Here is a 23,647-nt window from a genome sequence, read left to right on the forward strand (position 1 = left end):
ACGAGGTGAGACTTCGATAACGTGAGCGATGGCCTTCGGGAATCGCGTGACGATTGACGTACCGTCGCTCAAACGCACGCGAGGTCGTCGCGAGCCTCGCGAGCGACTGCTCGGAAGATGTCCCCCACTCGAGGCCACACTGAGAGTTCGGCTATTTTCACCACCACGTACCCCACTCGAGTCGACCCCGCCGTTCTCACACTCTACGAGTCAGTGCGGAGGCTTTTGTCGGTCGCCGTCGCAGAGACTCCTATGTCGAGGCGCTCGCGGTCGCAGTCAGTTCCCTCTCTCGGGTCCGACGCCAGTGGGGACGACGGGTCGGCCGAGGGCTCGAGCAGCCCCATCGTCGAACTCCTGATCGTCTTCGTCGTCGTCTTCGCCGCCCAGCAGGTGGCGGCGATTATCGGGATCGGCGTGATGGCCGGCCTGTTCGTTCTCGCGCCGCCGTTGACGACCAACCCGTGGACGATCGTCACGAGCGTCTACGCCCACGGCGGCATCGGCCACCTGGTGTCGAACAGCCTCGCGCTGATCGTCTTCGGCTGGCCCGTGGCGCGGGCGACCACCCGACTTCGATTCCACACGTTCTTCCTCGTCACGGGCGTGATTGCCGGGATTTCGCAGATCGTCCTCAGCGGGTTCCTCGAGGGGATGCCCCTCGTCGGCGCCTGGTTCGAACAGGCTCCGGTCCTCGGCGCTAGCGGTGCCGTCTTCGCCCTCCTGGGCTACCTGATCGCCTCGAACCGGCTGTCGACCGGGCTGGCCTCGTTCGTCGACGTTCCGCAGTGGCTGGCCGTGCTCGTGTTCGTCGGGCTGGCGGCCGCGGTGACGCTGGCGACCGCCGCGCCCGGCGTCGCGCTGCTCGCACACTTCACCGGGCTCCTCGTGGGGCTGGTGGCCGGGCGAGCTCGCGTGTTACACGTCGGCGGGTCGGATGGGCGTGGCTCGAGGCTGTAGCTGACTAGAGTGGTGCGATACCATTCGAGTCGTGAGTGTGTCCTCGAGACAAGCGTTTCGGCGTGGACGAAGAATAATCGTGATTACCAAATCACGATTATACTACTCACGATTATACTATCTGCATTTGTGGTTCGAACGAGTGTCGTGGTGGCACCTCTCGAGTCGTCCTCGAAACACAAGCTACAAATAGAAACCGAGGTTAGAAACGGTCGAGGGCTCGTAGATCAGTGGTAGATCGCTTCCTTCGCAAGGAAGAGGCCCTGGGTTCAAATCCCAGCGAGTCCACTATTTTGCGCCGCGAACAACTCCGTGAGCGGCGCAAATAGTCGTCGAAGCTGAATTTGAAGCCTTGGAAGTCGTGGTTCGAAAGACGCGTAGCGTCTTTCGTCACTACAATAATTCTCCCTCCAGAGAGACGTCTGGAGGAAGGGGGTTCGGTTTGAACGCGATATCACCTCCAGAATTCACTAATTTTCCAGACATTTCTCCGGACTGGAAACGGTCTACGCTCATGAATTCTATCAAATGAGGGGTGCATAATAAACTGCTTTGCGTATAGGTACAATATGGGTCTATTTCAACCCGCCATATTGTACCGCTTTTAGCATCCGGTTCAATTAGATGGTGATGCTGTACGATGCCTAATAGAGAGAAGACGGGTTGAAGCGTATTTCGAGAAGGTACAATAAGCAGTTCACTGAAGAAGTGTATTGAAGCGTATTCCAAGAAGATACAATAAGCAGTTCACTGAGGAAGTGTATTAAAACGTATTCTGAGAGGGTACGATAATAGAGAATGAACTCCTGATGGCTAGTCTGAAACCGTGACATTCTTCGTGCCCTGAAGGGCGCGGCTTCCCGTACCGCAGGTGGGATACTATCAGGGGGATCGGTCGCAACGAATGGACATTTCGACGACCGTGGCCGCTTACTACACACGGGTGTTGATCACGGGACCGATGATTCTCGATGCGTTCGCGAACGTCGGCACTCGAGCGTCCGATACCCAGCGGCGACGGCCTCGAGCAGTGGTCGATGTCGAATACCGACCCGACGGTTATTCGCGGCCTCGAGCTGCCTTGGAGGACTCCCGGCGGCGGGAGCGAAACCGGATTCGTCGGTGCTATTGCTGATCGGTGAACCGACTCGAGTAGTGGCAACGCTACCCCTTTCCTTCATTTAGACAACCAGAACTTCAGTAGCGGCTGATTTTCGCAATTTCAGTTGTGCTCGGACTCTCGAGGGCGGGGTCGGTACCGCGATCGCACTGCAGAGTCTGTGGGATCGTTTCGCGCGAAAACCCCCTTGGCGGGTGGCCCAAAGGGACTAAGCTAAAAAATTCCAACGCCCCACCGCCGCCACCGCACGCAGATTTCGAGTTGAAGCACATAAAATAGGGGTTAGATTGAGACAGACCACAGCCATCAGTATATTTATCATACTTGCATCTCTACCATTTCAAATAGCGATCTTGAGTAATATATGACACCTGTGATTGGTACTGTTGGAACGATCATACTCTCTGCATTTTCTGGAGCGGCGGCATTGATGTTGCTTAGAATTCTATTAAAGAGAAGACGGTTAATGGCAGCTCTTCATGAGGAATTACTCAACATTCACGTCAAGTGTCGCGTGTTTTCAGAAGATGGAGGCCATGCATTAGAAGACGCGCTAGTACGAGCACCAACAACTGAATTTGACCGTTCAGCCTTCCAATCGCTCAAGACAAAAGATCCAGCATTATACGTCAAGATCACTCGATATTCCTCTGATTTGTCAAAGTCGTACGGAACCCTTACTGGACTAGAGTATGTTGAAAAAGACGGCCTTTTACCATATAAGAAGTATAACCTGAACGACCAAGACGAATATGAGAAGTTAAAAGAAGAATTCGATGGAATGAAAGGATTTGTGAATGGAATTATAAGTGAAGTTGAGGAATCATCGAAGAATAGTATAACGGAAATTGAAAACTATACTCAAGAGTCTCTGATTCGCCGTGTTATATACTGGGGCTGTTTCAGAAGTATAAATATAGATCCCGATAACCCAGAGTAATAACCTGTCTAAAACGTAGTTCGTGAGCTGATGTTCTCATGTCCGCTTAGAAGGGTACGGAGGTTTAAGTGCGAAAACGAGGCCACGACAGTCCGTGGTGCGCCATCCTCGAGATGACTCGCTGGCCGTATTCGCACTTGTCGTACTCGCTCGCGATCATAAGGGAACGCCCACTGAGAATCATGCGCTCGACCTGGCTGCCAAGATCGCTGACCAGCACGGACTCACGACTATCGATGTGTTCCGACAGCTCGAGGAACGGAGCGAGGCTCACTGCTGGGGGAAGATTGTGGCTAAGGCCAAGGTCACAAATTAACCGCCCTGTCTCCTACTGTCCTCAAGAGGGCAGAGGCAAAAAATCACAGCATCCGGCCGCACCTCTTGTAATTGCCTTGTTGGATCTGCTTAGGAGGTCGCGGAGTTCTGTGGGCAAATTCAATCGGCTGTGGACCTCATTTGGGAAATTAATATATAGGGAGTCTTATCAAACAGGTTGGCTTTTCACCGTTGCATACCACTGAGATATTGTTATTAAAAGAAGACCAATATATATGAAATCAGCTAGCAAAACAATTAGCACACTAAAATAGAATTGTGGACTGTATAAATCTAGATTGGGAATGTCTGTAATAACTAGGTTATTTCGGATAAAAGCCACATATCCAATCATTACAGATAGTAATAGCAAATTCACCATATACCGTATTATTGCAAATCCGGTAGCACCTCTAATTCTTGCTGCATGTTTCTCGGCATTAGGTGGCAAATCTATCACCTGTAGTTGACTTTCGGAAGCACTATTCACACCTCTTAAGAGAAGTATTCCGGGAACGTAGATAATAACCGCAAAGAAGGTCAAATTAAGAAGGAGAGAAAAAATCATACTTAGGATACCAGATCCATCTAATGCAAAACTCAAAACTGAATAAAGCAGTATGAAGCCAATTGTACTGAATACGGTCAGTACAAAGCCTACCGCGAACAAGGTTTCAAAAAACCCATCCCAATCTGTCTGATTGATTCGCGACTTGATGTCAGAAACTATTCCAAGTGGGAGAAAATCTTTAAGAAGGATTTTTAGAGGGTGATCTTGAGTCATCGCCTGTGGTAAGTTATTAAAGAATAGTAATAATGTGTTATGTTCTTTTCGATTGATGTTTTCTCCAGACTTTTAGCTACAAGTAGCCATGTTCATTATCTCTCTCACTAGGGTTGTACGATGACGCAACTCCAGACGTGAGACCGTCGTTGTGGTGGGACGAATATTGGTGTTATCTCCCACCACTATTATTGTTATAAAAGCTGGACGGCTGGCGAAGGTTTTGAGGTTGAATAGTTTCCCTTGGGTCCTCGTCACGGACGTTCTCTGCTTTCACAATATCCATAAGTGAATCTACTTCGTGTATGTTGAATTTCTGCGACCATATTAGCTTTTCTTCGATCACATCAGATAAACTATTGGAATATTTGAATGAAACTTGGAATTTGAACAGATCATTCCCAGTATTAACGTAGTGATCCTCTTCCTCGTCCAAATTCGTTTCTTTGAAATTGTCGAAACCACTATAGAATACATGGTCGTTTGATTCAGGATCCCAACATTCTATCACAATTGAATAAGGAGCGAACACAGTGACTCCAGTTTCTCCAGCACGCAGTGCCCCTCTTCCTATAACCTGGTGGCTAACTTCTGTTCCATACTCAGCCATGTATTCTTGCTCTTGTATCTGATTGACTTCATTCCAAATTATTTCTTCAGAATTTATCGTTCGATCTAAGTGTGTATCTGTGTTTTCAGGAAGTGGTGCAATCAAAATTGCCAATTCGATATCTTTAGCAGTCCCAGAACCAATGTTTGACAGTTCGAAAAAAAGTGCATCATCTTTAATGTACCATTTGTCAATTGCAATAACAGGCTGGTGGGAAAGTTTAGTCTGCTCTTCCAGTATCTCTCGCTGTTTTTCCATACTTCTGTACTGTGCGATATACGCGATAACAAGAAGAAAGGATAATAATACAGAAAGAGCACCTTGGTTTTGGTTTAGAACGTTCAATATTTCCTGTAATAGTTGAGTTCCTCTCTCCAAGAATATGGTAGTCATGTTTCTAGGTATTTTGCTTACAATAGATAAACACTATTGGTGTAATCTAACCACCTAATCATAACTGTCCCAGCGGATAGTTTAGGAGAATCTGAATTAGGCTGTCTTCCCCCTGCGGTTGAATGTTGCGAAGAATGGTTTCCCCAATATGAACACGAGCCGAGTACTGTCGTGTTCATATTCAGCCAATAGCCCACGAGACCGCCCCGGTCCTCGCATCGATCACGACGCATTCAACCCTCTCTTTATAAGCAAAAACCGCTCGAGTGAACCAAAAAACGAGGAGAGACGAGCCGTATTCACGACCAGATCTCATACCGAGACACAACTCGATCCGGCCAGGAACAATAGCTATAAGTTATACTAGACTGACATTCAGAATGGAAGCAACGACTCCGATCCGCCGCAGGGGGCATGCGCTGAAATGCCCCGGGTGCTGAAGACACCCGAGACGTGGCTTCCAAATCCCCATCACGGGATTCAAAGCCATGATTGCGTACATTCTACCGGGACATAAACGTCCCGCAAGTGCGTCGTATCGACCGTTCCGAACAGCGAACGCGCCGGATACCGCGGTCTCGAGTCCACCCCTTACCTCGAGCGCCAGAACCGATGGCCGATGAGTCCGAGGCGACCCCGACGTTCCCCGACTGCCCGCGCTGTGGTGAGCCGATCACGATGGCGGTGGTCGCCGGCCCGATGACGGCCAGGGTTTCGCCCTGTGGCTGTCGGGTGGTGCCGGAGTCGCTCGAGTAGCAGGTACGAGGGTGAGAGACCGTCGTTGAAAGCAGCGACGACACCGTGACTGCACTGCGATCCCCGAACGGTGAATACGGAACGTGCTACTGCACACACCGATCGGTCTGTGGCAGTACAAAGCGAACGATATTCCCTTCGGGAGACCCCTCTTCGAAGGTGAGTTCACCCCCGAGCGAATCGACACACCATTGCATCACCCAGAGGCCAACGCCGGACCCGTGAAAGGTGGTGCTCGCCGTTACATCCTCTTTGAGCACGTCAATTTCGACGGCTGGAATGGTTTCATTAGTATCGACAATTTGAATCACTGCCCGACCAGTGTCGGTCTCTTCGGTGACCGAAATTTTGACAGCGGGATCCGCATCGTCACTGTGGACGATCGCATTTTCGAGCGCGTGCTTCGTAGCGTAGTGGAGTCCCCTATCAGCGTTCACGAAGACGTCTGATTGGATATCGACAGTCAGTTCGGCGTCTGGATACTCCGATTGGATCTCCGTAGCGACTTCCGTGACCAGTCGTTTCCCCTTCGTGGGCGATCGCTCCGTTGCGTCGGGTTCCGCGATCTCTTCGACCTGCTGAATCGAGTCGCTCAACGTTCCGATCTCCATGGCGATATCCACGATGGTCTCGATTTCCTCCTCGAGCGTCTCCTCCTCGACTGCACTTTTAAGCCGATCGGCGTACCCGATGAGTATGTTCGTCTCGTTTCGTAGGTTGTGCCGAATAACTCGGTTGAGGAGTCGCAATCGTCGTTCTCGAGCCTTATATCCCGTAATATCCCGAATCTCTGCGACAACGCATGTCGTCTCATCGATCGTCGTGCGATTCAGACATGCACGAACCCAGACTAACTCACCGGTAGCACGTTCGATTTGCCACTCGAATACCTGCTCCTCCCCGTCAGCTGCTGCCCGAATTCGACGGACCGCTTTTTCTTGGGTGAACCGCTTTGTGGACGCCGTATAGTCTCCGACCTCCATTTCCCGTAACTCTGCTCGAGTGTAGCCGTATAATTGTTCCAGCGGCTTGTTTACGTCGAGTATTTCTCCTGTTTCCGGTTCGTGCAACGTGACTCCAATCTTCAAATCATCGAAAGAGTTCGGCAGTACAACATTCTTCAAATCGGACATACCTCCTATAGTAATTAAACTTATATAAACAAGCGAACTGAGGAAACGGTTGCCTATTGGTTTTCTCAATTCATATGGGTACTTTCACTTTAGGCACCAGGCCAACACCCTTAACAGATGAAACATCGAGTTATTGCATACTAAGGACACTCATGCAAGACGAAAATCCACCGTCGCACGGTGACCGGACGCTGATTGAAAACTTTCCAAACGGAGTATTAGTACTGTTCGATGCTGACCTTCGCTATCGTATTGTTGGCCCCGAGACGCTCCCGTTCTCACAACGGAGCGCAACAGAGATGGTCGGCAAACACGTTGATGAGCTTTTTCCAGACGAAACAGTTGCCGTGCTTAAACCGAACCTTCACGCTACGATTGCAGGAGGCTCTCGGTCGTTCGACACGGAATACCAGGGCCAGATCCACCATATTGAGACGAGATCAGTACGTGTTGGCGACGAGCCGTACGGCATTTTAGTCACACAAGATGTCACCGAAGCTCGCCAGACAGCGGCGGAGCTCGCCGATCAAAACAAGCGCCTCGATCAGTTTGCGAGTATGGTTTCTCACGACCTTCAAAATCCCTTAGCGATTGCAGTCGGTGAACTCGAGCAATATCGCGAGACGGGCGACGACAGCTATTTAGATGGAATCGAGAACGCGTTGGTACGAGTAGAGGATCTCGTCGTAGATCTCACCGCACTCGCTCGAACCGATACCCCGTCAAATACCCGCAAATCTGTCTCACTACCTGAGGTCGCACGAGAGGCCTGGAAATTCATCGATACACAGTCAGCTTCTCTTGAAACGCAAAACTGTGCCATCCAGGGCGACAGGAGCCAACTTCAGGCACTTTTCGAAAACCTGCTTCGAAACGCGGTCGGCCATGGTGGAACGGATGTAACTGTCCGGGTCGGCCCCACTGGGGGCGGATTCTACGTCGAGGATACTGGAACGGGAATTCCACCAGAGAAACGAGAGCAGGTGTTCGAACACGGGTTTACGACAGGTTACAGTGGGAACGGCGTCGGATTGACGATTGTCGGTCGAATTGCCGCCGATCATGGGTTTGAAGTTGCGCTTATGGAATCGCGAGAGGGCGGTGCTCGGTTCGAATTGCAGTAACTGCACACTGGCCCCTCCAACGGTTACTATCGTGCTCTCCTCTAGATCTCACACCGAGACAGCGGGATCGGTTCGAGTCAGGTCCGCGGTCCCAGTCATGCCGAACACAGAGCGCTCTCGAGCTACTATCCACCCCCGCACCCAAATACATCTATCAACTGCAGGGACAACCATCACCTGTCACCGAGTGATCGTCTACGAAAATGACCAGCGAGTCCGCCGACTGGGAGTACAAAGCCGTCGAGCCCCCCACGGAACTCACGAAACGCGAGTCCGCCAACCCAGAGCAACGACTCAACGAACTGGCCGCGGAGGGGTGGCGACTCGTCGAGACCGTCTCCTACGACGGCGGCGGCACGAAGTACCTGATCTTCGAGCGGTCGCTCGAGGACGCATGAAGGACTTCTCGACCGATAACACGATGCGGGGCCGGGCCCACGAGAACCGCTACAAGCTCTGGGTGTTGCTCAACGCGAATCGGTGGTGGCTCACCGGGGCGATGGCCGCCGGGATCTTCGGCGCGCTGTTGCTCTGGGGGGTCTCGAACCCGCCGTCGGCACAGGAGGTGCTGTTGACCACCGACTGGGTCAAGATGTCCTTTCAAGCGCTGATCGGCGCGCTCATCACCGGGACCACGCTGGTCGTCTCGATCAACCAACTCGTCCTCTCCCAGGAGATCGGCCCGCTCGGCGGCCAGCGCCAGCGGATGGACCTCGCGATGGACTTCTACAAGAACACCGACGAGCTGCTCGAGTTTCCCAGTCCCGCCAATCCGGCGCTCTTTCTCAAGGAACTCATCGACGCGACCAGCGACCGCGCTCGCGCGTTCGAGAACGCGGTCCAAGAGAGCGACGACGAAGACTTCCGGGAGCACACCGAGGCGTACGTCGAGGACCTGCTCGAGAACGCGGAGGTGGCAACGGACCAGCTCGAGAACGCCGATTTCGGCTCCTTCGCCGTGATGAAGGCCGCGCTGAACTACAACTACGACCGGAAGATGTACGATCTTCGCTGGCTGCTGGACGAACACGAGGACCACCTCACGACGGCACAACGCGAGGCGGGACGCGAAACGCTCGAGGCGCTCACGATGTACGGCCCCGCCCGGGAGTACATCAAGACGCTCTACTTCCAGTGGTCGCTGGTCAAACTCTCGCAGGGGATTCTGTATCTCGCGGTGCCGGCGCTCGTCGTTGCGGGTGGCATGGTGATGCTCGTCGACGGGACCGCGATCAGCGGCACGCTCCTCGGCATCGACGTCTGGCTGTGGGTCATCTGTGCCGCGTACACGATCTGTGTCCTGCCGTTCTTGCTGTTCGTCTCCTACATCCTCCGGCTGGCGACGATCGCAAAACGAACGTCCGCGATGGGGCCGCTCGTCCTCCGCGGGGACTGAGTTCGCAGAAACAGGTCGATCAGTCGCTCGAGCACTGCAGCAACCGCGCGTCACCGGCCGGCCGGCGATCCCGGCTCGGTCGGCTGGTGATCGTCGTCCGACAGACCGGGCAGTCGTAGTCGACCGCGTCGCCGTTCGGTCGCCGGTTCCAGTCGCCCTCGATGGGGCTCTCGTGGCCGCAGTCGAAACAGTACAGCGTCGTCTTATCGGGTATCAGGGGGTCGGTAGTGGAGGCGGGGAGTGTCATACCAGCGGTCCGAACCGGGTGGACATAACCCCGTTGGTGTCAGCCGTGTTCGACGTGTGATAGCGGCTATCAATCCTGTGACAGTGAGACTATCTCGCACGAATTTTCGAACGACGCGTCGATGGCCCTCGTCTCGAGACGGCCGTAAGTGACATGCTCGAGTCGGTCACTTGCGACGTACCCGAGACGAGCGTGCACGGGGTCGAGACGGCTGCACACGATCCGACTCGAGCGCTGCCGTCGTCGACTACGCGCTCCCGGTCAGTTGGGCCTCGAGCCACCCTTCGAAGCGCTCGACGACGACCGTCGCCACGGCGTCGGCGATCCGGTCGGGCGAGTCGGTCAGATCCCAGACGTACTCGCCGTTTCGAGTCATCGTCACCCACTCGACGTACTCGCCGCGGTCGAGTTCGAGGAGCAACTCCTCGAGGACGCTCTCGTCGAGTCGACAGCCGACCGCGTCTTCGATGCGCGCGGTGAGCTGGGGTGTCGTTGCGACGATACGGTCTTCGTCGGTGGCGGTCGCGGGGAGGGCGGTCGGCGATTGCGGGGACGGCGGCCGGTCGGTCATTGTCGGCCAATCGGTTGGTGTTCGAGGTGTATTAATTCTGGTGGAAGTCTCGGCATCGTGACTACCGCGAAACACGACCGGATCCGAGTGGCGCGGTCGACCGCGTCCGAGTCGAGCACTGTCCATCGAGACCGTTGGGTACGCAACGTTTTCGCCGTTCGAGCGACCCTCGCTTCCGGACGAGCGCGAGCGATGTCACCCCCGAACTGGCCCTGATCCTCATTGTGACCGAAATATTCCGTCTCCCCCTCCCGACGACGGAGTCCAACGACTGCCAATAGCCGTTGGCCGTAACCTATACTTCGTAATTTTACGTTACACTCTTTCTTCAATATCTCGCCAACCAGAAATATTATTAGTCAGCACAGTATTGAAACGCGATATGCGATACGTGACATACGTACTCACGCCACAACAGGGGTACTTCGATCCGGGGGAAGCGCTGTTGCGCGAGTGCGGTGTCACCCTCAGAACGATACAGGACATCGACTTCCTCACCGACGGGACGATCGTCACGCGACGTGAGATCCGAGGGGACCGAGGGGACATCATCAGCGCACTCGAGCATCCCGACTCGAAGATCTTCGATTACCTGCTCAGCGACGTCGACGGCAACACGATCCTGCAGATGCACTACCAGCCGAGCGAGTTGACGACGACGCTCTTCGAGATCCACCGGCGACACGCCGTCTTGCTCGACTATCCGATGGAGTATACCGGGCCCGAGAACGCGTGTCTTCGGGTCTCCCAGATCGGCTGCGAGAGCGAACTGCAGTCGCTCGTCGCGGAGACGCGAGACGCCGTCGACCTCGAGATCGAACGTCTCGGCAGGTACGACCCCTCCGACGGACAGCCGTTGACCGATCTGACGGAGCGCCAGCGCGAGGTGCTCTCCGTCGCGATCGAGGCAGGCTACTACCAGGAACCCCGCGAGGTGACCTATCAGGATATCGCCGAGCGACTGGGCTGCTCGGCAGGTACCGTCGGCCAGCACCTTCGTCGAATCGAGTCTCAGCTCATGTCGACGGTGATCACCGGCGGTACGTCGGCCACAGAGCACAACTCGACGTCGGAGACCGGATCGAACGCGGAACCGAGGCCGCCGTCGAGGCGATAAACGGTCGAGGCCGAGTCCGGTTACGGAGCCGCTCGCGTCGCCGCGTCCGCCGAGACCGACTGCTCCTGCGGGAACGAGAGCGTGACGATCGTGCCGCCACCGGGCCGATCCGCAAAGCGCAGGTCGCCCCCGGCGTTCTGGACGATCCAGGCGACGAGCCACAGGCCTAGTCCGGAGCTGTGTTCAAGCTGTGTCTCCCGACCCTCGAGGACCGCCCGCCGTTCGGCGTCGGGAATGCCGTTGCCGTCGTCGGTGACCGTGAACTCGAGTCTGGACTCGGTCTCGTACGCGACGGTACGGACGGCGATTTCGACGGTCGGACCGTCGCCACCCTCCCCGGTCGAACTGTCGTCGTCGCGGGGCCCGTTGTGCTGAATCGCGTTGGCGACCAGTTCGTCGAGGGCGTCGGTGATGCTGCCGTCGACGCACGGCCTGGTCGCCTCTGATCTCTGCTCCTCGACCTGCGTGATGATCCGAGCGTCGGGGTACGCGGTTCGCGCGCGGTCGACGACCGACCGCACCACCGCCGTCGTCTCGACCAGTTCGGCCGCGCCGTTCCGTTCGAGCGTCCGCTCGACGCCGCGGGCCTTGTCGGCCGTCGTCATCAGATCGTCGATCTCCTCGAGAATGGGGGCGACGTGACGGCACTCGAGGGTCGAGTCCCGCTCACCCGCGAGGGTTGCGTGGCCCTGGATAACGGTGACGGCGTTCCGGAGGTTGTGCCGAAGTACGCGGTTCAGCACTTGAATGCGCTGTTCGCGGTCGCGCTGCTCCGAGACGTCGCGTGCGACGACGACGGAGCCGTACTCGAGAGCGCTCACCGTAACGTCCTGGGGGAAGGCCGTCCCGTCGGCGCGCTTGCCGGTCAGCGTTCCCCGCCAGTAGCGCCGCTCGTCCAGCGCCGGGAGGACTTCGCGTTCGATGGTGGACCGGGCGGCGTTCGTGTACAGCGTTTCCCAGTGTGTTCCCTCGAGCGCCGCCGCGCTTCGAACGCCGTAGAGGGCGGCGTAGGCGTCGTTGGCGTAGGCGTGGTTATCGTCGACGACGACGGCGATGCCGTCCATCGAGGCGTCGATGGCCTGGGACAGTTGTGCGTTCTCGCGATAGTGGTGGGCGAACTCGACGTAGATGTGGCCGAGAACCGCGCCGAAGGCGATACCGGTACTTAGCGCACTGAGCACCGGCTGGGCGAACCCGCCGGTAAATCCAGCCCTGATCGAGAGGAGGTAGATGCTCCAGGCGCAGAACGTTGCGACGATTGCACCGCAGGTAACTGAGAATACGGTGACGATATCCACCCGCTGCGTTCCGTTCTCGCGAGCCTGCGATCGGAGCCCGTACCAGACGAGAGCTACGCCGATCGCCCCCGGAACCAGGAGTTCGACGACCAGCAGTGTGAGGGGGCCGCCGAACACGAACGCGTACGCGCCAACAATGCCGAGGAGGACGATTCCGACGATCGAAACCGAGTACTCGCGAACCGCTGAAATCGCGAGGCGAGCACTCGAGTTCATCGGCGTGACAGTAGCCGATGGGGGAACGGTCACGATAAATCAATTGGCAGTCCCGTCGACAGATCCGTCGTGAAACGGAGTTCAGTACGGCTCTCCCGAGTCGAGATGATGATCGAGCCGCTTCGAGTCGTCTCTCCCGCATCGCCACCCTACATCGTTTGTAGCTGGCGCCCGTCCAGTCAACTATGTCGACCCTCTACGCGGCACTCCGCGATCGACTCCTCGCGTGTACGCAAGACGGACCGACCGACGCCGATTGGACGGTGACGACCCACCTCGAGGGCCACGACCTCGAGTGCGTCGCGGCTTCCCCCGCCGCCCCGGATCGCGTCTTCGTCGGGACCTTCGAAGACGGACTCTTTCGCGCGCAGGCGGCGGACGACGGGACGGGAGACTCGAGCGACGAGGTGGACGAACCGAGCGCCGACGCGGACGCCCCGTCGTTCGAGCGCCTCGAGACCGAGTTCGTCAGCGACGCGGTCATGTCGCTCGCGATCAGCCCCCACGACCCGGACGTGGTCTACGCCGGCACGGAGCCGAGTCGCGTCTACCGCTCCGCCGATGGTGGGGACTCCTGGACCCTGCTCCCGGGGCTGACGGACCTCCCCTCCGCCGAGGAGTGGTACTTCCCGCCGCGCCCGCACACCCATCACGTCCGCTGGCTCGAGGTCGACCCGTTCGACCCCGACCGTCTCTACGTCGGCATCGAGGCCGGCGCGTTCGTCCTGAGCACCGACGGCGGCGAGACCTGGCACGAACGGCCCGAGGGCTCTCGTCGGGACAACCACACGCTGGCGATCCACCCCGACCGAGAGGGCCGCGTCTACACCGCGGCGGGCGACGGCTACGCCGAGAGCGACGACGGCGGCGAGTCCTGGACACAGCCCCAGGAGGGCCTCGAGCACACCTACTGCTGGGGTCTCGCCGCCGACCCGGGCGATCCGGACTCGATCATCGTCTCGAGCGCGAGCGGCGCTCGGAGCGCCCACACGGCCGAGACGGCCGAGTCGTACGTCTACCGCCGAACCGACGACGAGCCGTGGGACCGACTCGACGATCACGGGCTGCCGACGGGCGAGGGCGTCGTCCGCGCCGTCTTCGACACGACCGACGAGAAGGGCGTCGTCTACGCCGTGAACAACCGAGGCCTGTTCGTCAGCGAGGACTTCGGTGGCCGCTGGGAGCGCGTCGATATCGACTGGCCGTCGGAACTCGAGACGCAGACGCCGCGTGGGCTGGCCGTTCTCGAGGGCTATCGGAGCCACTGAGGGTCAAAGAACCCGAAATCACAGGACACCGTCGCGATCGGTGTGGAAACGGTTTCCGTGGCTTAGCGTCTCGGTTCGATCGGCGTCCCGGCCAATCCACCACGGCGGTGTTCGAACAGCGAGACGATCGCGACGGCGTGAACCGGAGCGATGAGCGCGCTACCCAGAAACGCGCCGATGACGGGAACGCTGGTGAGAAGCCAGGTGCCGATTCCGAGGACGAGTATCAGTCCGAGCACCGACCAGCGAACGCCCCGGGTCCAGGCGCCGGCCTGTCGGATCGCCGTCCAGGGCGACACGCCAGCGGCAACGAGTCCGGGCACTGGAAAGAGCCACACCACCACGGCGAACAACGCTGCCAGCGGAACGAGTCCGAGCACCCCCATCTCCTGAAGGAATCCGACCGAGCCGAGCAGCCGATGTGCGAGGTCGATTCCGACGACGACCACGAGATACGACGGGAGCGGTCCGAGATGCGCTTCGCCGTCCAGCAGACGGGTCAGCGCGATAACGCCGGCGAGGGAGACCGCGAGCACGGAGAGAACGTACAGTCCGAATCCCCACACGAAATACGGCGCCTCGAGTCCGACGAGCGATTCGAGGGGCAGCGTCGTCTGCCCTACGCCGGTCGGATAGCCAGGAAACTCGACGTGGACCGTCGCTTCGTCGAGGCCGTCGTACTCGAGGGCCGGAATCGGATCGCGCCGTCGGAGCGCGTCGACGACGGAGAGAACGATCCCCGCGACGGCGAACGGAACGAGCACGGACGGGTTCCGACGGAGCCGACCGACGGCTGCCGAGAGGACGGGCACCACGGACCACGCCCGCCGGTTGTACCCGTCGTTTCGGTCGCGCAACACGGCTAGCTCGCCTCCTCGAGGGCCAGCAGTCCCTCGTCGGTGAGGACGTACAACACGCCGTCGCCGACGATCGGCTGCGTGAAGTAGGTCTGTTCCTCGTAGGTCCACCGTCTGTCGCCCGTCTCGGCGTCGATCGACCGCCCGAACGCCGCGTAGCCGCCGCCGGCGCTCACTCCGCGAATCCCCTCGCGGCCGCTGACGGCGAGCGTGTCGTGTCGGTAGGCTCTCGCTTCGGCTCGAGCAGGCGTCGACCAGTAGCGACCGTCCCGTGCGAATCGAATGTCGCCGGTGGTCCGATCGAACGCGACGAGCGACCCTCGGCCAACGACGTATAGCGTCTCTCCGACGAGAATCGGTGCCGCCAGCCCGTGCATTGGCGACTCCCTGTCACGCTGCCACGCGACGTCGACGCCGTCTTTCGGCCCCGAAGCGGCTGGATTGTGACCGGTTCCGGCGGAGTCGTACCGCGCCATCGGCCAGTCGGTCTCGGTCGTCGCTCCGGGTGAGATCGGTCCGTCGACGAGCTGGTGGCCGCCGGCGACCCCCGCGAGGGCGAGGCCGCCGCCAGCGAGTACGTGTCGTCTGGAGGGCATCACCGACGGGGTTCGTCCACGCAACATGTAAACACTCTCATTCGTTCGGGCCGAATTCAACGGCGTCCGTCAGCGTCGGCGCACTCGACGGAGCGGCGTTCTCGCCGGCCGACGGAGAGACCGACTCGAGTACCCGTGCAATCGGCTGCATGCTTCGAAATCCTTTTAGGCGCTACACGGGGATAGTAGTGTAACTGAGTGATATCATGGACGTCGACATCATCTCCGAAACGGAGAACCCCATGTTGCATCGAACGGACGTTACCTTCGAACTGACCCACGAGGACGCGACCCCCTCGCGCCTGCAGGTTCGCGACAGTCTCGCGGCCAAACTGAACAAGGACGCCGACGAGGTCGTCGTCCGCAAACTCGACACCAAGTTCGGGATGCGCAAGACCGTCGGCCAGGCGAAGGTCTACGACACGGCCGACAACGCCCGCGACGTCGAGCAGGACCACATGCTCGAGCGCAACAAGATCGGCGCGGCCGAAGAGGACGCCGAACCGGAAGCGGAGGAGGCCTGAAATGGCACGACACGAACTCTACAACGACGACGGCACCACGGAGCGCGAGAAGTGCCCCCGCTGTGGCGACGTCTTCCTCGCGGACCACGGCGACCGCACCCACTGCGGCAAGTGCGGCTACACCGAGTGGGAATAACGGGAACCGTTCCGCTCCACTCTTCCGACCGATCGTACAGCCGGATACCTACACGTGAGTTCTGACACCCGAATTCTCGGCATCGAAGGCACCGCCTGGGCGGCCAGCGCGGCCGTCTTCGATGGCGCGACCGACGACGTGTTCATCGAGAGCGACGCCTACGAACCCGACAGCGGCGGCATCCATCCACGCGAGGCCGCCGAACACATGCACGACGCGATTCCCCGCGTCGTGGAGACCGCACTCGAGCACGCCCACAACACGTTCGACGGCCCCGCCGACGAGGCACCGATCGATGCCGTCGCCTTCTCGCAGGGTCCGGGTCTCGGCCCCTGTCTGCGCATCGTCGGCACGGCCGCACGGGCGCTGAGCCAGGCGCTCGAGGTCCCTCTCGTCGGCGTCAACCACATGGTCGCCCACCTCGAGATCGGCCGCCACACCTCGGGCTTTGACTCCCCCGTCTGCCTGAACGCAAGCGGTGCGAACGCGCACCTGCTAGCCTACCGTAACGGTCGGTATCGCGTGCTGGGCGAGACGATGGACACTGGCGTCGGCAACGCGATCGACAAGTTCACCCGCCACGTCGGCTGGACCCACCCCGGCGGACCGAAAGTCGAGGCGGCGGCCGAGGACGGCCAGTACATCGACCTCCCGTACGTCGTCAAGGGGATGGATTTCTCCTTTTCGGGGATTATGAGCGCGGCGAAACAGGCACACGACGGTGTCTCCGCGAGCAGTGCGAGCGGAGGCTCGTCGGACGAGCGTCGTGAGTCCGACGGTGGGACCCCCATCGAGGACATCTGCTTCTCCCTCCAGGAGAATATATTCGGGATGCTCACAGAAGTCGCCGAACGAGCGCTCTCGCTGACCGGCAGCGACGAACTCGTCCTCGGCGGCGGCGTCGGACAGAACGCCCGCCTCCGAGAGATGCTCGAGGCGATGTGTGACCAGCGCGGCGCCGACTTTCACGCCCCCGAGCCCCGATTCCTGCGGGACAACGCGGGGATGATCGCCGTGCTCGGAGCGAAGATGTACGACGCGGGCGAGACGCTGGCGCTCGAGGACTCGCGCGTCGACCCGAACTACCGGCCCGATCAGGTCCCCGTCGTTTGGCGCACGGACGAGCCCGAACTCGCAGTCGGGCGGGCCGACGGCGAAACCCAGGTTCGCGGCGCGGAAGCGCTCGTCTCCCTCGACCCCGACGCCGGCCGGGTCACGAAACGCCGCGAGTCGAAGACCTACCGCCACCCGGAACTCGACGAGCGTCTCCGGCGCGAACGCACGACCCTCGAGGCCCGACTGACGAGTCTCGCCCGTCGCGAGGGCGTGCCGACGCCGGTGCTGTCGGACGTCGATCCGCTCGAGGCGCGACTGGAACTCGAGTACGTCGGCGACGCCGACCTCCGCGACGCGCTCACGGCCGAACGCGTTCGCGACGTCGGTCGCCACCTCGCGCGACTACATCGGGCGGGGTTCGTCCACGGGGATCCGACGACGCGGAACGTTCGGGTCGGGAGACACGACGGGTCTTCGGAGGAACGATCGGCCAACAGCCGCGAGCCGGATCCAAACCGCACCTTTCTCATCGATTTCGGCCTCGGCTACCACACCGACCACGTCGAGGATTACGCGATGGACGTCCACGTCTTCGACCAGAGCCTCGTCGGCACCGCGGACGACCCCGAACCGCTGCGCGAGGCGGTCCGGGAGGGCTACCGCGAGATCGGCGAGGAGAGTGTGCTCGAGCGCTTGCGGGACGTGGAGGGACGGGGTCGGTACGTGGACAGTACGTAGTCGCGAGGGCGGCGACGACTGGTACGCAGTGGAGGGGTTCCTGTTACTCGAGCGAACAGGCGTCGTCCTCTCCGGCGGTCGTATCGAGTCCGAACAGCAGATTTCCGCCGCAGAAACCGGTTAGCGCGTTCTGGAGAAGTCCGAGTCCCGCGACGGCCGCGATTGCGGCGCGTTCGCGTTTGTCCTCGGAGTACGCTGCAACAGCGATCACGACGAGCCAAATGCCGAGCACGCCTCTGAGTACGCGATCGAATCCGCCGACGTTTCGGTTCATACGCTTCCGTTCGGTAGTTTCAACGAAAAGCGTTCGTGATCACCGCTCCGAATCGAGGAACTGATAGCCCGTTGGGTACAGATTCGACCGATGACCGACATTCTTCTCACCGGCTACGAACCGTTCGGCGAGTTCGAATCCAACCCCGCGAGCCAGCTCGCGAACCGCCTCGACGGGACGACCGTCGGCGACGCGACGATTGTCGGGCGCGAACTCCCCGTCGTCTTCGACCGAGTCCGCCCGGCACTCGAGGCCGCGGTCGACGAGCACGACCCCGATATCGTCTGCGGACTCGGGCTGGCCGCCGGTCGGAACGCGCTCTCGCTCGAGCGCGTCGGGATCAACCTCCGGGATACCGCGGGAATCCCAGACAACGAGGATCGAACGGTGGTCGACGAGCCGGCGATCGACGACGGTCCGGACGCTTACTTCGCGACGCTGCCGCTACGACCGATGAAGGAGGCGATGCTCGAGGCGGGCGTGCCGACGACGCTGTCGACCGACGCCGGAACGCACGCCTGCAACAACCTGCTCTAGCCGCGCGCCATCTCGTCGAAACGAGCGATCGGGAGTTCAGCGCCGGGTTCGTCCACGTTCCGCTCTCGCACGAGCAGGCGGCCGAACGCGACGACGGCGAGCCCAGTCTGGCCCTCGAGGCGATGGCGGACGGACTCGTCGCCGGGCTCGAGACCGCGGTCGCGGAACGGTAACGGGTACAGACGGATACGAAACGAAAACAAGTGCGGTGATAGCGGTCCGCAACTACCACAGAAGGGGTCCTTGCGAGCAGAGAGACGAGTACCCAATACTCATATCCGGGGAGGATGTACGTTCGCGCATGGCAGACAAGCCGAGTTCCGGAGAGATTCTTGGGGTACCGTACAACTTCGAACGACCCAGCATGGGCCGCATGCTCTCGTCGTACTGGCAGCCCGGCGAAGGAATGCTCGTCGAGAAGCCCTTCGGTGTCGGCTACACGCTGAACCTCGCCAACTGGCGATCGTGGGTCGTCGTGGTCGTCGCCGGCGCGCTCCTCTGGCAGCAAGAACAGGGTGCCGCCGACCAGAGCCAAGAGCGCGAGGACGAACCCGTCGAAGTCATCGTCGACGAAGACGATAACTAACCGCTGCGAGCCGATCGCAGACGGGGGCGAACCGTTTCGGGCGCACCGTCGATCGCGTCGACAACGCGCCTGTGAGTCGATCGCCTGATCGAGCCGGCACGAATCGATTTCTCGGGCGGTAGTCCGTCCGATCCGCCGTCGGATTGTCGACTCGGTTTCAGGGTAGGTGGGGAGTTATCCACCACGTTCCCCTCGCGTTTCTCGAGACGCCGAAACAACCGGCGGATAACAATGGTCACCAGTGGCGACACTCACGCGTAGTGTCCCGCAAGAACGAACGGAGAGTCGGTGACGCCGCCCCGGAGTCGTCCAACAGCCCGTCGATCGTTGAGCGAGTACGCTCGGCGGCGATCGACTCGCGGACGGTGTCTCGAGCGGCCTGGCACTGCGGCCGGTTCGTCCATCAGACGTGTCCTACCCTCGCACGTCGAATTCGACGGCGGCTTCGGACGGGCGCTACCCCAACGACGTCGACGTCGGTCGCGTCCGACGGCGGCCGCGTTGGGACGACCCAGCGGTCTCCGCGGGCACCGTCGGGCGACGCACCTGCCACGGATCCGCTCGAGTTACAACCCGATCCGACGGTCGTCAACCCGGTACTCACCGCGAGGGACGTCACCGACTTCGGCGCCGTCGACTTCGTCGCGGACCCGTTCCTGTTCGTCACCGACACCGGTGAGTGGCACATGTTCTTCGAGGTTCTGAATCGGGATCGAACGCCGCCGGCGGCGATCGGACATGCGACGAGTCCCGACGGCGGCTTCACCTGGGAGTACGATCGGATCGTGCTCGAGACGGACGAGCACCTCTCGTTCCCGTACGTCTTCGAGTGGGAGGGCAGGCGCTACATGGTCCCGGAGGAGGGCGGTCCGGACGGCACGACGGTCACGCTGTACGAGGCGGTCGAGTTTCCGACGGCGTGGAAGCCGGTCGCGACGCCCGTTGCGAACGACCACGGAACGGACGATACGATACTCTTCCACTGGGAGGAGCGCTGGTGGGCGATCGTCGGTGACTCGGTCTACGAGAACCGGATTCACGTCTATCACAGCGAGTCGCTTCGTGCCGACGACTGGACGCCACACGCCGCGAATCCCGTGGTCACCGATCGGCCGAGCGCGACGCGACCCGCCGGCCGACCCATCCTCCGAGACAATCGGCTGCTCGTCTTCTACCAGGACTGTCGTCGACAGTACGGCGACAAGGTTCGAGCGTACGAGATCACTGCGCTCTCGCCGACGGCCTACGCCGACCGCGAGTGCGCGGAATCGCCGATTCTCGAGGGCTCCGACTCGCTGCTCGGCTGGTCCTCCGGCCGGATGCATCACGTCGACGCCTGGCATACCGGCGACGGCTGGCGGTGTGCCGTCGACGGCAACGTCGGGTTCGGACAGTCCGTGCTCTCGGATAACCACTGGGCGATCGGGATGTACGTCGACGCCGAGCGGTGATCGGCGAACCGACGGCTATATTCGCTCGGGAGCCACCGCCTCGAGTAGCGTATGACCATCCGATTCGTCACCGGTAACGAGGGGAAAGTCAGCGAAGCGCGAGAGTACTTCGAGGGTATCGCATCCGTCGAACAAGTTCAGTACGACTACACCGAGGTCCAGAGCGACTCGCTCGCGGACATCGCGACCCACGGCGCCCGTGAGACGTTCGAGGCCCTCGAGAGCGACGAGCCGGTGATCGTCGACGATACGGGACTGTTCGTCGACGCGTTAGGCGGGTTTCCGGGCCCGTATTCGGCCTACGTCGAGGATACCGTCGGCGTCGAACGCCTCTGGCGGCTCGCGAGCGAGGAGGAGAACCGACGGGCGCGTTTCAGGACGGTCCTCGTCTACGCGGATGCCGACGGAACGGAGACGTTCGAGGGATCGGTCGCTGGCACGCTCGTCGCCCCGCGCGGCGAGGGCGGGTTCGGCTACGACCCCATTTTCGAGTACAACGGGGCGACGTTAGCCGAGATGAGCACCGAGGAGAAGAACGCGATCAGTCATCGCGGCCGCGCGTTCGCCGCATTCGCGGAGTGGTACGCCGACAACGAGAGATAGTACGGATCGAACTTCTCCGATCTATCCGACAGCTCTCCTCTGCCCACAATAACTACTTTCGGCCCCAGATGCCTCTGTAGTGATTGTCTCTTTCGCCAGGCTAGAACCTTATATCGGAAGAGCACGATATGTTCTACACGATGCCGACGACCACGAACCGTTTCCGAACGCGATCCCGGATCGACCGACTCCGATATGAACTCGAGCAGTGAGGCCCTCGAGGCGGCCTGTCAGGCGCTCGAAGGCGTCTACGACGACGTCGACGGGGCCGTTGCCGGGCTCGAGGACCGACGGCCGGTTGACGGCCGGACCGAGACGCAGGTGACCGTCTTCGGCGCGCTCGCGAACGACCACCGGGTCCGCATCCTCGAGGCCCTTCGAGACGGCGAACTGTGTGCCTGTGAGCTGCAGGTCGTCCTCGAGGCTCCCCAGTCGACCGTCGCGACGCATCTCCGAACGCTCCGGGATGCGGGACTAATCGCGGGCCGCAAGAAGGGGAAGTGGACCTACTACCGAATCACCGACACGGCGGTCTTCGAACTGCTCGATCTGGGGGCTGCCGTGGACGTCCCGGCGGACGACTGATCGCGATAGCGAACGCCGACTCGTACTCCACCCATGACGACGAACGAATCACCCGACGACGACGCGACGACCGACCAGCGAACGCACGTCCGCGAGACGTACGGCGACATCGCAGCGACCGGCGACGGTTGTTGCGGAAACTCCGACGCCGAGATAGCGGCCGATCCCGACCGTACGCTCTCGCTCGGCTACGACGCCGACGACCTCGAGGAGGCTCCTGACGAGTCGAACCTCGGACTCGGCTGTGGCAATCCGGTCGCGATTTCGAATCTCGAGCCCGGCGAGACGGTGCTCGACCTCGGTTCCGGCGGTGGCTTCGACTGTTTCCTCGCGGCCCGCGAGGTCGGCCCCGACGGGCGTGTTATCGGGGTCGACATGACGCCGGAGATGCTCGAGCGCGCTCGCGAGAACGCGGCCGACAGCGATCACGAAACCGTCGAGTTTCGACTCGGCGAGATCGAACACCTGCCCGTCGCGGACGCGGCCGTCGACACGATCATCTCGAACTGCGTCGTCAACCTCTCGCCCGACAAGCGGCGGGTGCTCGCGGAGGCCTACCGCGTCCTGCGGCCCGGCGGCACGCTCGCGATTTCGGATCTCGTCGCGACCGAGCCGTTGCCCGACGAAATCCGGGACGATCCCGATGCCGTCGACGCCTGCGTCGGCGGCGCTGCCACGATCGACCAACTGGAAGTGTGGCTCGCCGACGTGGGCTTTACCGACGGTTCGATCACTGTCGAAGGCGAGTGGACCGACGACCTACCGATCGTCTCCGCGCGAATCGAGGCGAAAAAACCGACCTAGCGATGTTACGAGCGCGGGTCCCGATCCGGCCCTGGATACTCGCCGCCCTCGACCGCCTCGTAGAGGCTTTCGGGATCGAACAGCCGGGCGAAGGCGTCCGGCGGACGGACGCTGACGGAGACGCGTGACTGTAAGGTGAGGCCAGCCTGTGCCGACCCCAACCCCTCGTTGTAGGAGAGCAGGTGTGCAGCGTCGCCTCGATAGGCCGACGCGAGGGCCGGGTGGTCGCCGTCCGGCTGGTCGACGGCGACCCGTTCGGCCTCGAGTCGCTCACGGTGATCGGCCGCCAGATCGGCGTCGGCGAGCGCCGTCACCAGCCGTTCGGTTTGTGCGAGCAGCGGATCGCTCGCGACGAGGTCGACCCAGGAGTGGCTGCGGATGTGATCGAGGGCCTCACGGGCGTCGCCGCCGACGAACAGGTCGGCCGCGAGCACGTCGGCGTCGGCGACGACGCGTGCTGGATTGGGTCGGTCAGCCATCGTCGGACGCCTCCTCGGTCGCCGCCGTAGCCGTCTGATCGTCGGCCGCCATCCGCACGTCCTCGAGCGTGACGTCGTACTTCCCGGCGCGGTCGAACAGTTCGGCCCAGGTCGCTGTCATCGGCGATACTTCGCAGTCCGGGGAGAAAAGCGCGGTGTCTCTCGAGGAACCTCGA

The 23,647-nt window shown here is 60.5% G+C and carries 27 protein-coding genes, 1 tRNA gene and 1 pseudogene; 18 read left to right on the forward strand and 11 right to left on the reverse strand.

Translation table 11 applies throughout. The features are described 5' to 3' along the window. Positions 1-252 precede the first annotated feature (252 nt). From BLT08_RS01275 to BLT08_RS22395, 3 genes are all read left to right on the forward strand, one after another. The gene (locus tag BLT08_RS01275; protein WP_090302992.1) at positions 253-957 is read left to right on the forward strand and encodes a rhomboid family intramembrane serine protease; all 705 of its coding nucleotides are present in this window, start codon (positions 253-255) and stop codon (positions 955-957) included. Between the two features lie 216 nt (positions 958-1,173). After that, positions 1,174-1,245 (forward strand) — tRNA-Ala (locus BLT08_RS01280). Between the two features lie 1,196 nt (positions 1,246-2,441). After that, the gene (locus BLT08_RS22395) at positions 2,442-3,017 is read left to right on the forward strand and encodes a hypothetical protein (protein ID WP_139171246.1); all 576 of its coding nucleotides are present in this window, start codon (positions 2,442-2,444) and stop codon (positions 3,015-3,017) included. 484 nt (positions 3,018-3,501) lie between these two features. Here the strand turns inward: BLT08_RS22395 and BLT08_RS22400 are convergent, their stop codons facing one another. After that, positions 3,502-4,116: a hypothetical protein gene (locus BLT08_RS22400; protein WP_139171248.1), complete on the reverse strand. Its 615-nt coding sequence runs from the start codon at positions 4,114-4,116 to the stop codon at positions 3,502-3,504. 172 nt (positions 4,117-4,288) lie between these two features. Continuing rightward, positions 4,289-5,119 carry a hypothetical protein gene (locus tag BLT08_RS22405; protein ID WP_139171250.1) on the reverse strand — a complete coding sequence of 277 codons (831 nt, stop codon included), beginning with the start codon at positions 5,117-5,119 and terminating at the stop codon, positions 4,289-4,291. A gap of 612 nt (positions 5,120-5,731) precedes the next feature. On the opposite strand from BLT08_RS22405, the gene BLT08_RS22805 reads away from it, so the two are divergent. After that, entirely contained in the window at positions 5,732-5,875 is a 144-nt protein-coding gene (locus BLT08_RS22805; RefSeq protein WP_175529209.1) for a hypothetical protein, read from the forward strand. Positions 5,876-5,961: 86 nt separating this feature from the next. Here the strand turns inward: BLT08_RS22805 and BLT08_RS01290 are convergent, their stop codons facing one another. Beyond that, positions 5,962-7,008, reverse strand: a complete 1,047-nt coding sequence (locus BLT08_RS01290) for a sensor histidine kinase (protein WP_090302994.1) — start codon at positions 7,006-7,008, stop codon at positions 5,962-5,964. Between the two features lie 152 nt (positions 7,009-7,160). On the opposite strand from BLT08_RS01290, the gene BLT08_RS01295 reads away from it, so the two are divergent. The 3 genes from BLT08_RS01295 (at position 7,161) to BLT08_RS01305 (ending at position 9,528) form a co-directional block, all read left to right on the forward strand. Beyond that, a complete protein-coding gene (locus tag BLT08_RS01295; protein WP_245724126.1) occupies positions 7,161-8,132 on the forward strand; it encodes a sensor histidine kinase in 972 nt (323 codons plus the stop codon). A 203-nt stretch (positions 8,133-8,335) separates the two neighbouring features. Further along, positions 8,336-8,530 (forward strand): DUF4177 domain-containing protein, encoded by a 195-nt coding sequence (locus BLT08_RS01300; protein ID WP_006090074.1) that lies wholly within the window; start codon positions 8,336-8,338, stop codon positions 8,528-8,530. Continuing rightward, positions 8,527-9,528, forward strand: coding sequence for a DUF7972 family membrane protein (locus BLT08_RS01305; RefSeq protein ID WP_090302996.1), 1,002 nt, complete (start codon positions 8,527-8,529; stop codon positions 9,526-9,528). The genes BLT08_RS01300 and BLT08_RS01305 overlap by 4 nt, the downstream gene beginning before the upstream one ends. 19 nt (positions 9,529-9,547) lie before the next feature. Here the strand turns inward: BLT08_RS01305 and BLT08_RS01310 are convergent, their stop codons facing one another. Continuing rightward, positions 9,548-9,775 carry a DUF8106 domain-containing protein gene (locus BLT08_RS01310; protein ID WP_090302997.1) on the reverse strand — a complete coding sequence of 76 codons (228 nt, stop codon included), beginning with the start codon at positions 9,773-9,775 and terminating at the stop codon, positions 9,548-9,550. Between the two features lie 247 nt (positions 9,776-10,022). Next, on the reverse strand, positions 10,023-10,346 hold the full coding sequence (locus tag BLT08_RS01315; protein ID WP_090302998.1) for a hypothetical protein: 324 nt from the start codon (positions 10,344-10,346) through the stop codon (positions 10,023-10,025). Positions 10,347-10,728: 382 nt separating this feature from the next. Between BLT08_RS01315 and BLT08_RS01320 the strand changes: the two genes are divergently transcribed. After that, on the forward strand, positions 10,729-11,463 hold the full coding sequence (locus BLT08_RS01320) for a helix-turn-helix domain-containing protein (RefSeq protein ID WP_090302999.1): 735 nt from the start codon (positions 10,729-10,731) through the stop codon (positions 11,461-11,463). Between the two features lie 20 nt (positions 11,464-11,483). Here BLT08_RS01320 and BLT08_RS01325 read toward each other — a convergent pair whose 3' ends face one another. Then, the gene (locus tag BLT08_RS01325) at positions 11,484-13,010 is read right to left on the reverse strand and encodes an ATP-binding protein (RefSeq protein WP_245724127.1); all 1,527 of its coding nucleotides are present in this window, start codon (positions 13,008-13,010) and stop codon (positions 11,484-11,486) included. Positions 13,011-13,162: 152 nt separating this feature from the next. On the opposite strand from BLT08_RS01325, the gene BLT08_RS01330 reads away from it, so the two are divergent. Then, positions 13,163-14,245, forward strand: coding sequence for a WD40/YVTN/BNR-like repeat-containing protein (locus BLT08_RS01330; RefSeq protein ID WP_090303001.1), 1,083 nt, complete (start codon positions 13,163-13,165; stop codon positions 14,243-14,245). A gap of 62 nt (positions 14,246-14,307) precedes the next feature. Here the strand turns inward: BLT08_RS01330 and BLT08_RS01335 are convergent, their stop codons facing one another. Both BLT08_RS01335 and BLT08_RS01340 read right to left on the reverse strand, forming a co-directional pair. Beyond that, positions 14,308-15,105, reverse strand: coding sequence for a hypothetical protein (locus BLT08_RS01335; RefSeq protein WP_090303002.1), 798 nt, complete (start codon positions 15,103-15,105; stop codon positions 14,308-14,310). A 2-nt stretch (positions 15,106-15,107) separates the two neighbouring features. Then, positions 15,108-15,698 carry an outer membrane protein assembly factor BamB family protein gene (locus tag BLT08_RS01340; RefSeq protein ID WP_090303003.1) on the reverse strand — a complete coding sequence of 197 codons (591 nt, stop codon included), beginning with the start codon at positions 15,696-15,698 and terminating at the stop codon, positions 15,108-15,110. A 206-nt stretch (positions 15,699-15,904) separates the two neighbouring features. On the opposite strand from BLT08_RS01340, the gene BLT08_RS01345 reads away from it, so the two are divergent. Genes BLT08_RS01345 through BLT08_RS01355 form a run of 3 tightly spaced genes read left to right on the forward strand, consistent with a single transcriptional unit; the run spans position 15,905 to position 18,152 of the window. After that, positions 15,905-16,222, forward strand: a complete 318-nt coding sequence (locus BLT08_RS01345) for a 30S ribosomal protein S24e (protein WP_006090066.1) — start codon at positions 15,905-15,907, stop codon at positions 16,220-16,222. 1 nt (position 16,223) lies between these two features. Beyond that, positions 16,224-16,358: a 30S ribosomal protein S27ae gene (locus BLT08_RS01350; RefSeq protein WP_006090065.1), complete on the forward strand. Its 135-nt coding sequence runs from the start codon at positions 16,224-16,226 to the stop codon at positions 16,356-16,358. Positions 16,359-16,412: 54 nt separating this feature from the next. Further along, positions 16,413-18,152, forward strand: a complete 1,740-nt coding sequence (locus BLT08_RS01355) for a bifunctional N(6)-L-threonylcarbamoyladenine synthase/serine/threonine protein kinase (RefSeq protein ID WP_090303004.1) — start codon at positions 16,413-16,415, stop codon at positions 18,150-18,152. 43 nt (positions 18,153-18,195) lie between these two features. Here the strand turns inward: BLT08_RS01355 and BLT08_RS01360 are convergent, their stop codons facing one another. Next, entirely contained in the window at positions 18,196-18,426 is a 231-nt protein-coding gene (locus tag BLT08_RS01360; RefSeq protein WP_090303005.1) for a YgaP family membrane protein, read from the reverse strand. Positions 18,427-18,516: 90 nt separating this feature from the next. Here BLT08_RS01360 and BLT08_RS01365 point away from each other — a divergent pair. From BLT08_RS01365 to arsM, 6 genes and pseudogenes are all read left to right on the forward strand, one after another. Further along, positions 18,517-19,136 (forward strand): annotated as a pseudogene (locus BLT08_RS01365) (pyroglutamyl-peptidase I family protein). Positions 19,137-19,264: 128 nt separating this feature from the next. Then, the gene (locus tag BLT08_RS01370; protein WP_090303006.1) at positions 19,265-19,549 is read left to right on the forward strand and encodes a DUF5808 domain-containing protein; all 285 of its coding nucleotides are present in this window, start codon (positions 19,265-19,267) and stop codon (positions 19,547-19,549) included. 260 nt (positions 19,550-19,809) lie between these two features. Next, entirely contained in the window at positions 19,810-21,000 is a 1,191-nt protein-coding gene (locus tag BLT08_RS01375) for a glucosamine inositolphosphorylceramide transferase family protein (RefSeq protein ID WP_090303007.1), read from the forward strand. A 51-nt stretch (positions 21,001-21,051) separates the two neighbouring features. Beyond that, a complete protein-coding gene (locus BLT08_RS01380; protein ID WP_090303008.1) occupies positions 21,052-21,603 on the forward strand; it encodes an XTP/dITP diphosphatase in 552 nt (183 codons plus the stop codon). A 195-nt stretch (positions 21,604-21,798) separates the two neighbouring features. After that, positions 21,799-22,188, forward strand: coding sequence for an ArsR/SmtB family transcription factor (locus BLT08_RS01385; RefSeq protein WP_090303009.1), 390 nt, complete (start codon positions 21,799-21,801; stop codon positions 22,186-22,188). A 33-nt stretch (positions 22,189-22,221) separates the two neighbouring features. Then, positions 22,222-22,992: an arsenite methyltransferase gene (gene arsM, locus BLT08_RS01390; RefSeq protein ID WP_090303010.1), complete on the forward strand. Its 771-nt coding sequence runs from the start codon at positions 22,222-22,224 to the stop codon at positions 22,990-22,992. A 5-nt stretch (positions 22,993-22,997) separates the two neighbouring features. Here the strand turns inward: arsM and BLT08_RS01395 are convergent, their stop codons facing one another. Both BLT08_RS01395 and BLT08_RS23540 read right to left on the reverse strand, forming a co-directional pair. Continuing rightward, on the reverse strand, positions 22,998-23,471 hold the full coding sequence (locus BLT08_RS01395) for a DUF7384 family protein (protein WP_090303011.1): 474 nt from the start codon (positions 23,469-23,471) through the stop codon (positions 22,998-23,000). Further along, entirely contained in the window at positions 23,464-23,592 is a 129-nt protein-coding gene (locus BLT08_RS23540) for a hypothetical protein (RefSeq protein ID WP_281245240.1), read from the reverse strand. Before BLT08_RS23540 ends, BLT08_RS01395 begins: the two co-directional genes overlap by 8 nt. Positions 23,593-23,647 lie beyond the last annotated feature (55 nt).

The sequence above is a fragment of the Natronorubrum texcoconense genome (assembly GCF_900100335.1).
Taxonomy (GTDB): Archaea; Halobacteriota; Halobacteria; order Halobacteriales; family Natrialbaceae; genus Natronorubrum; species Natronorubrum texcoconense.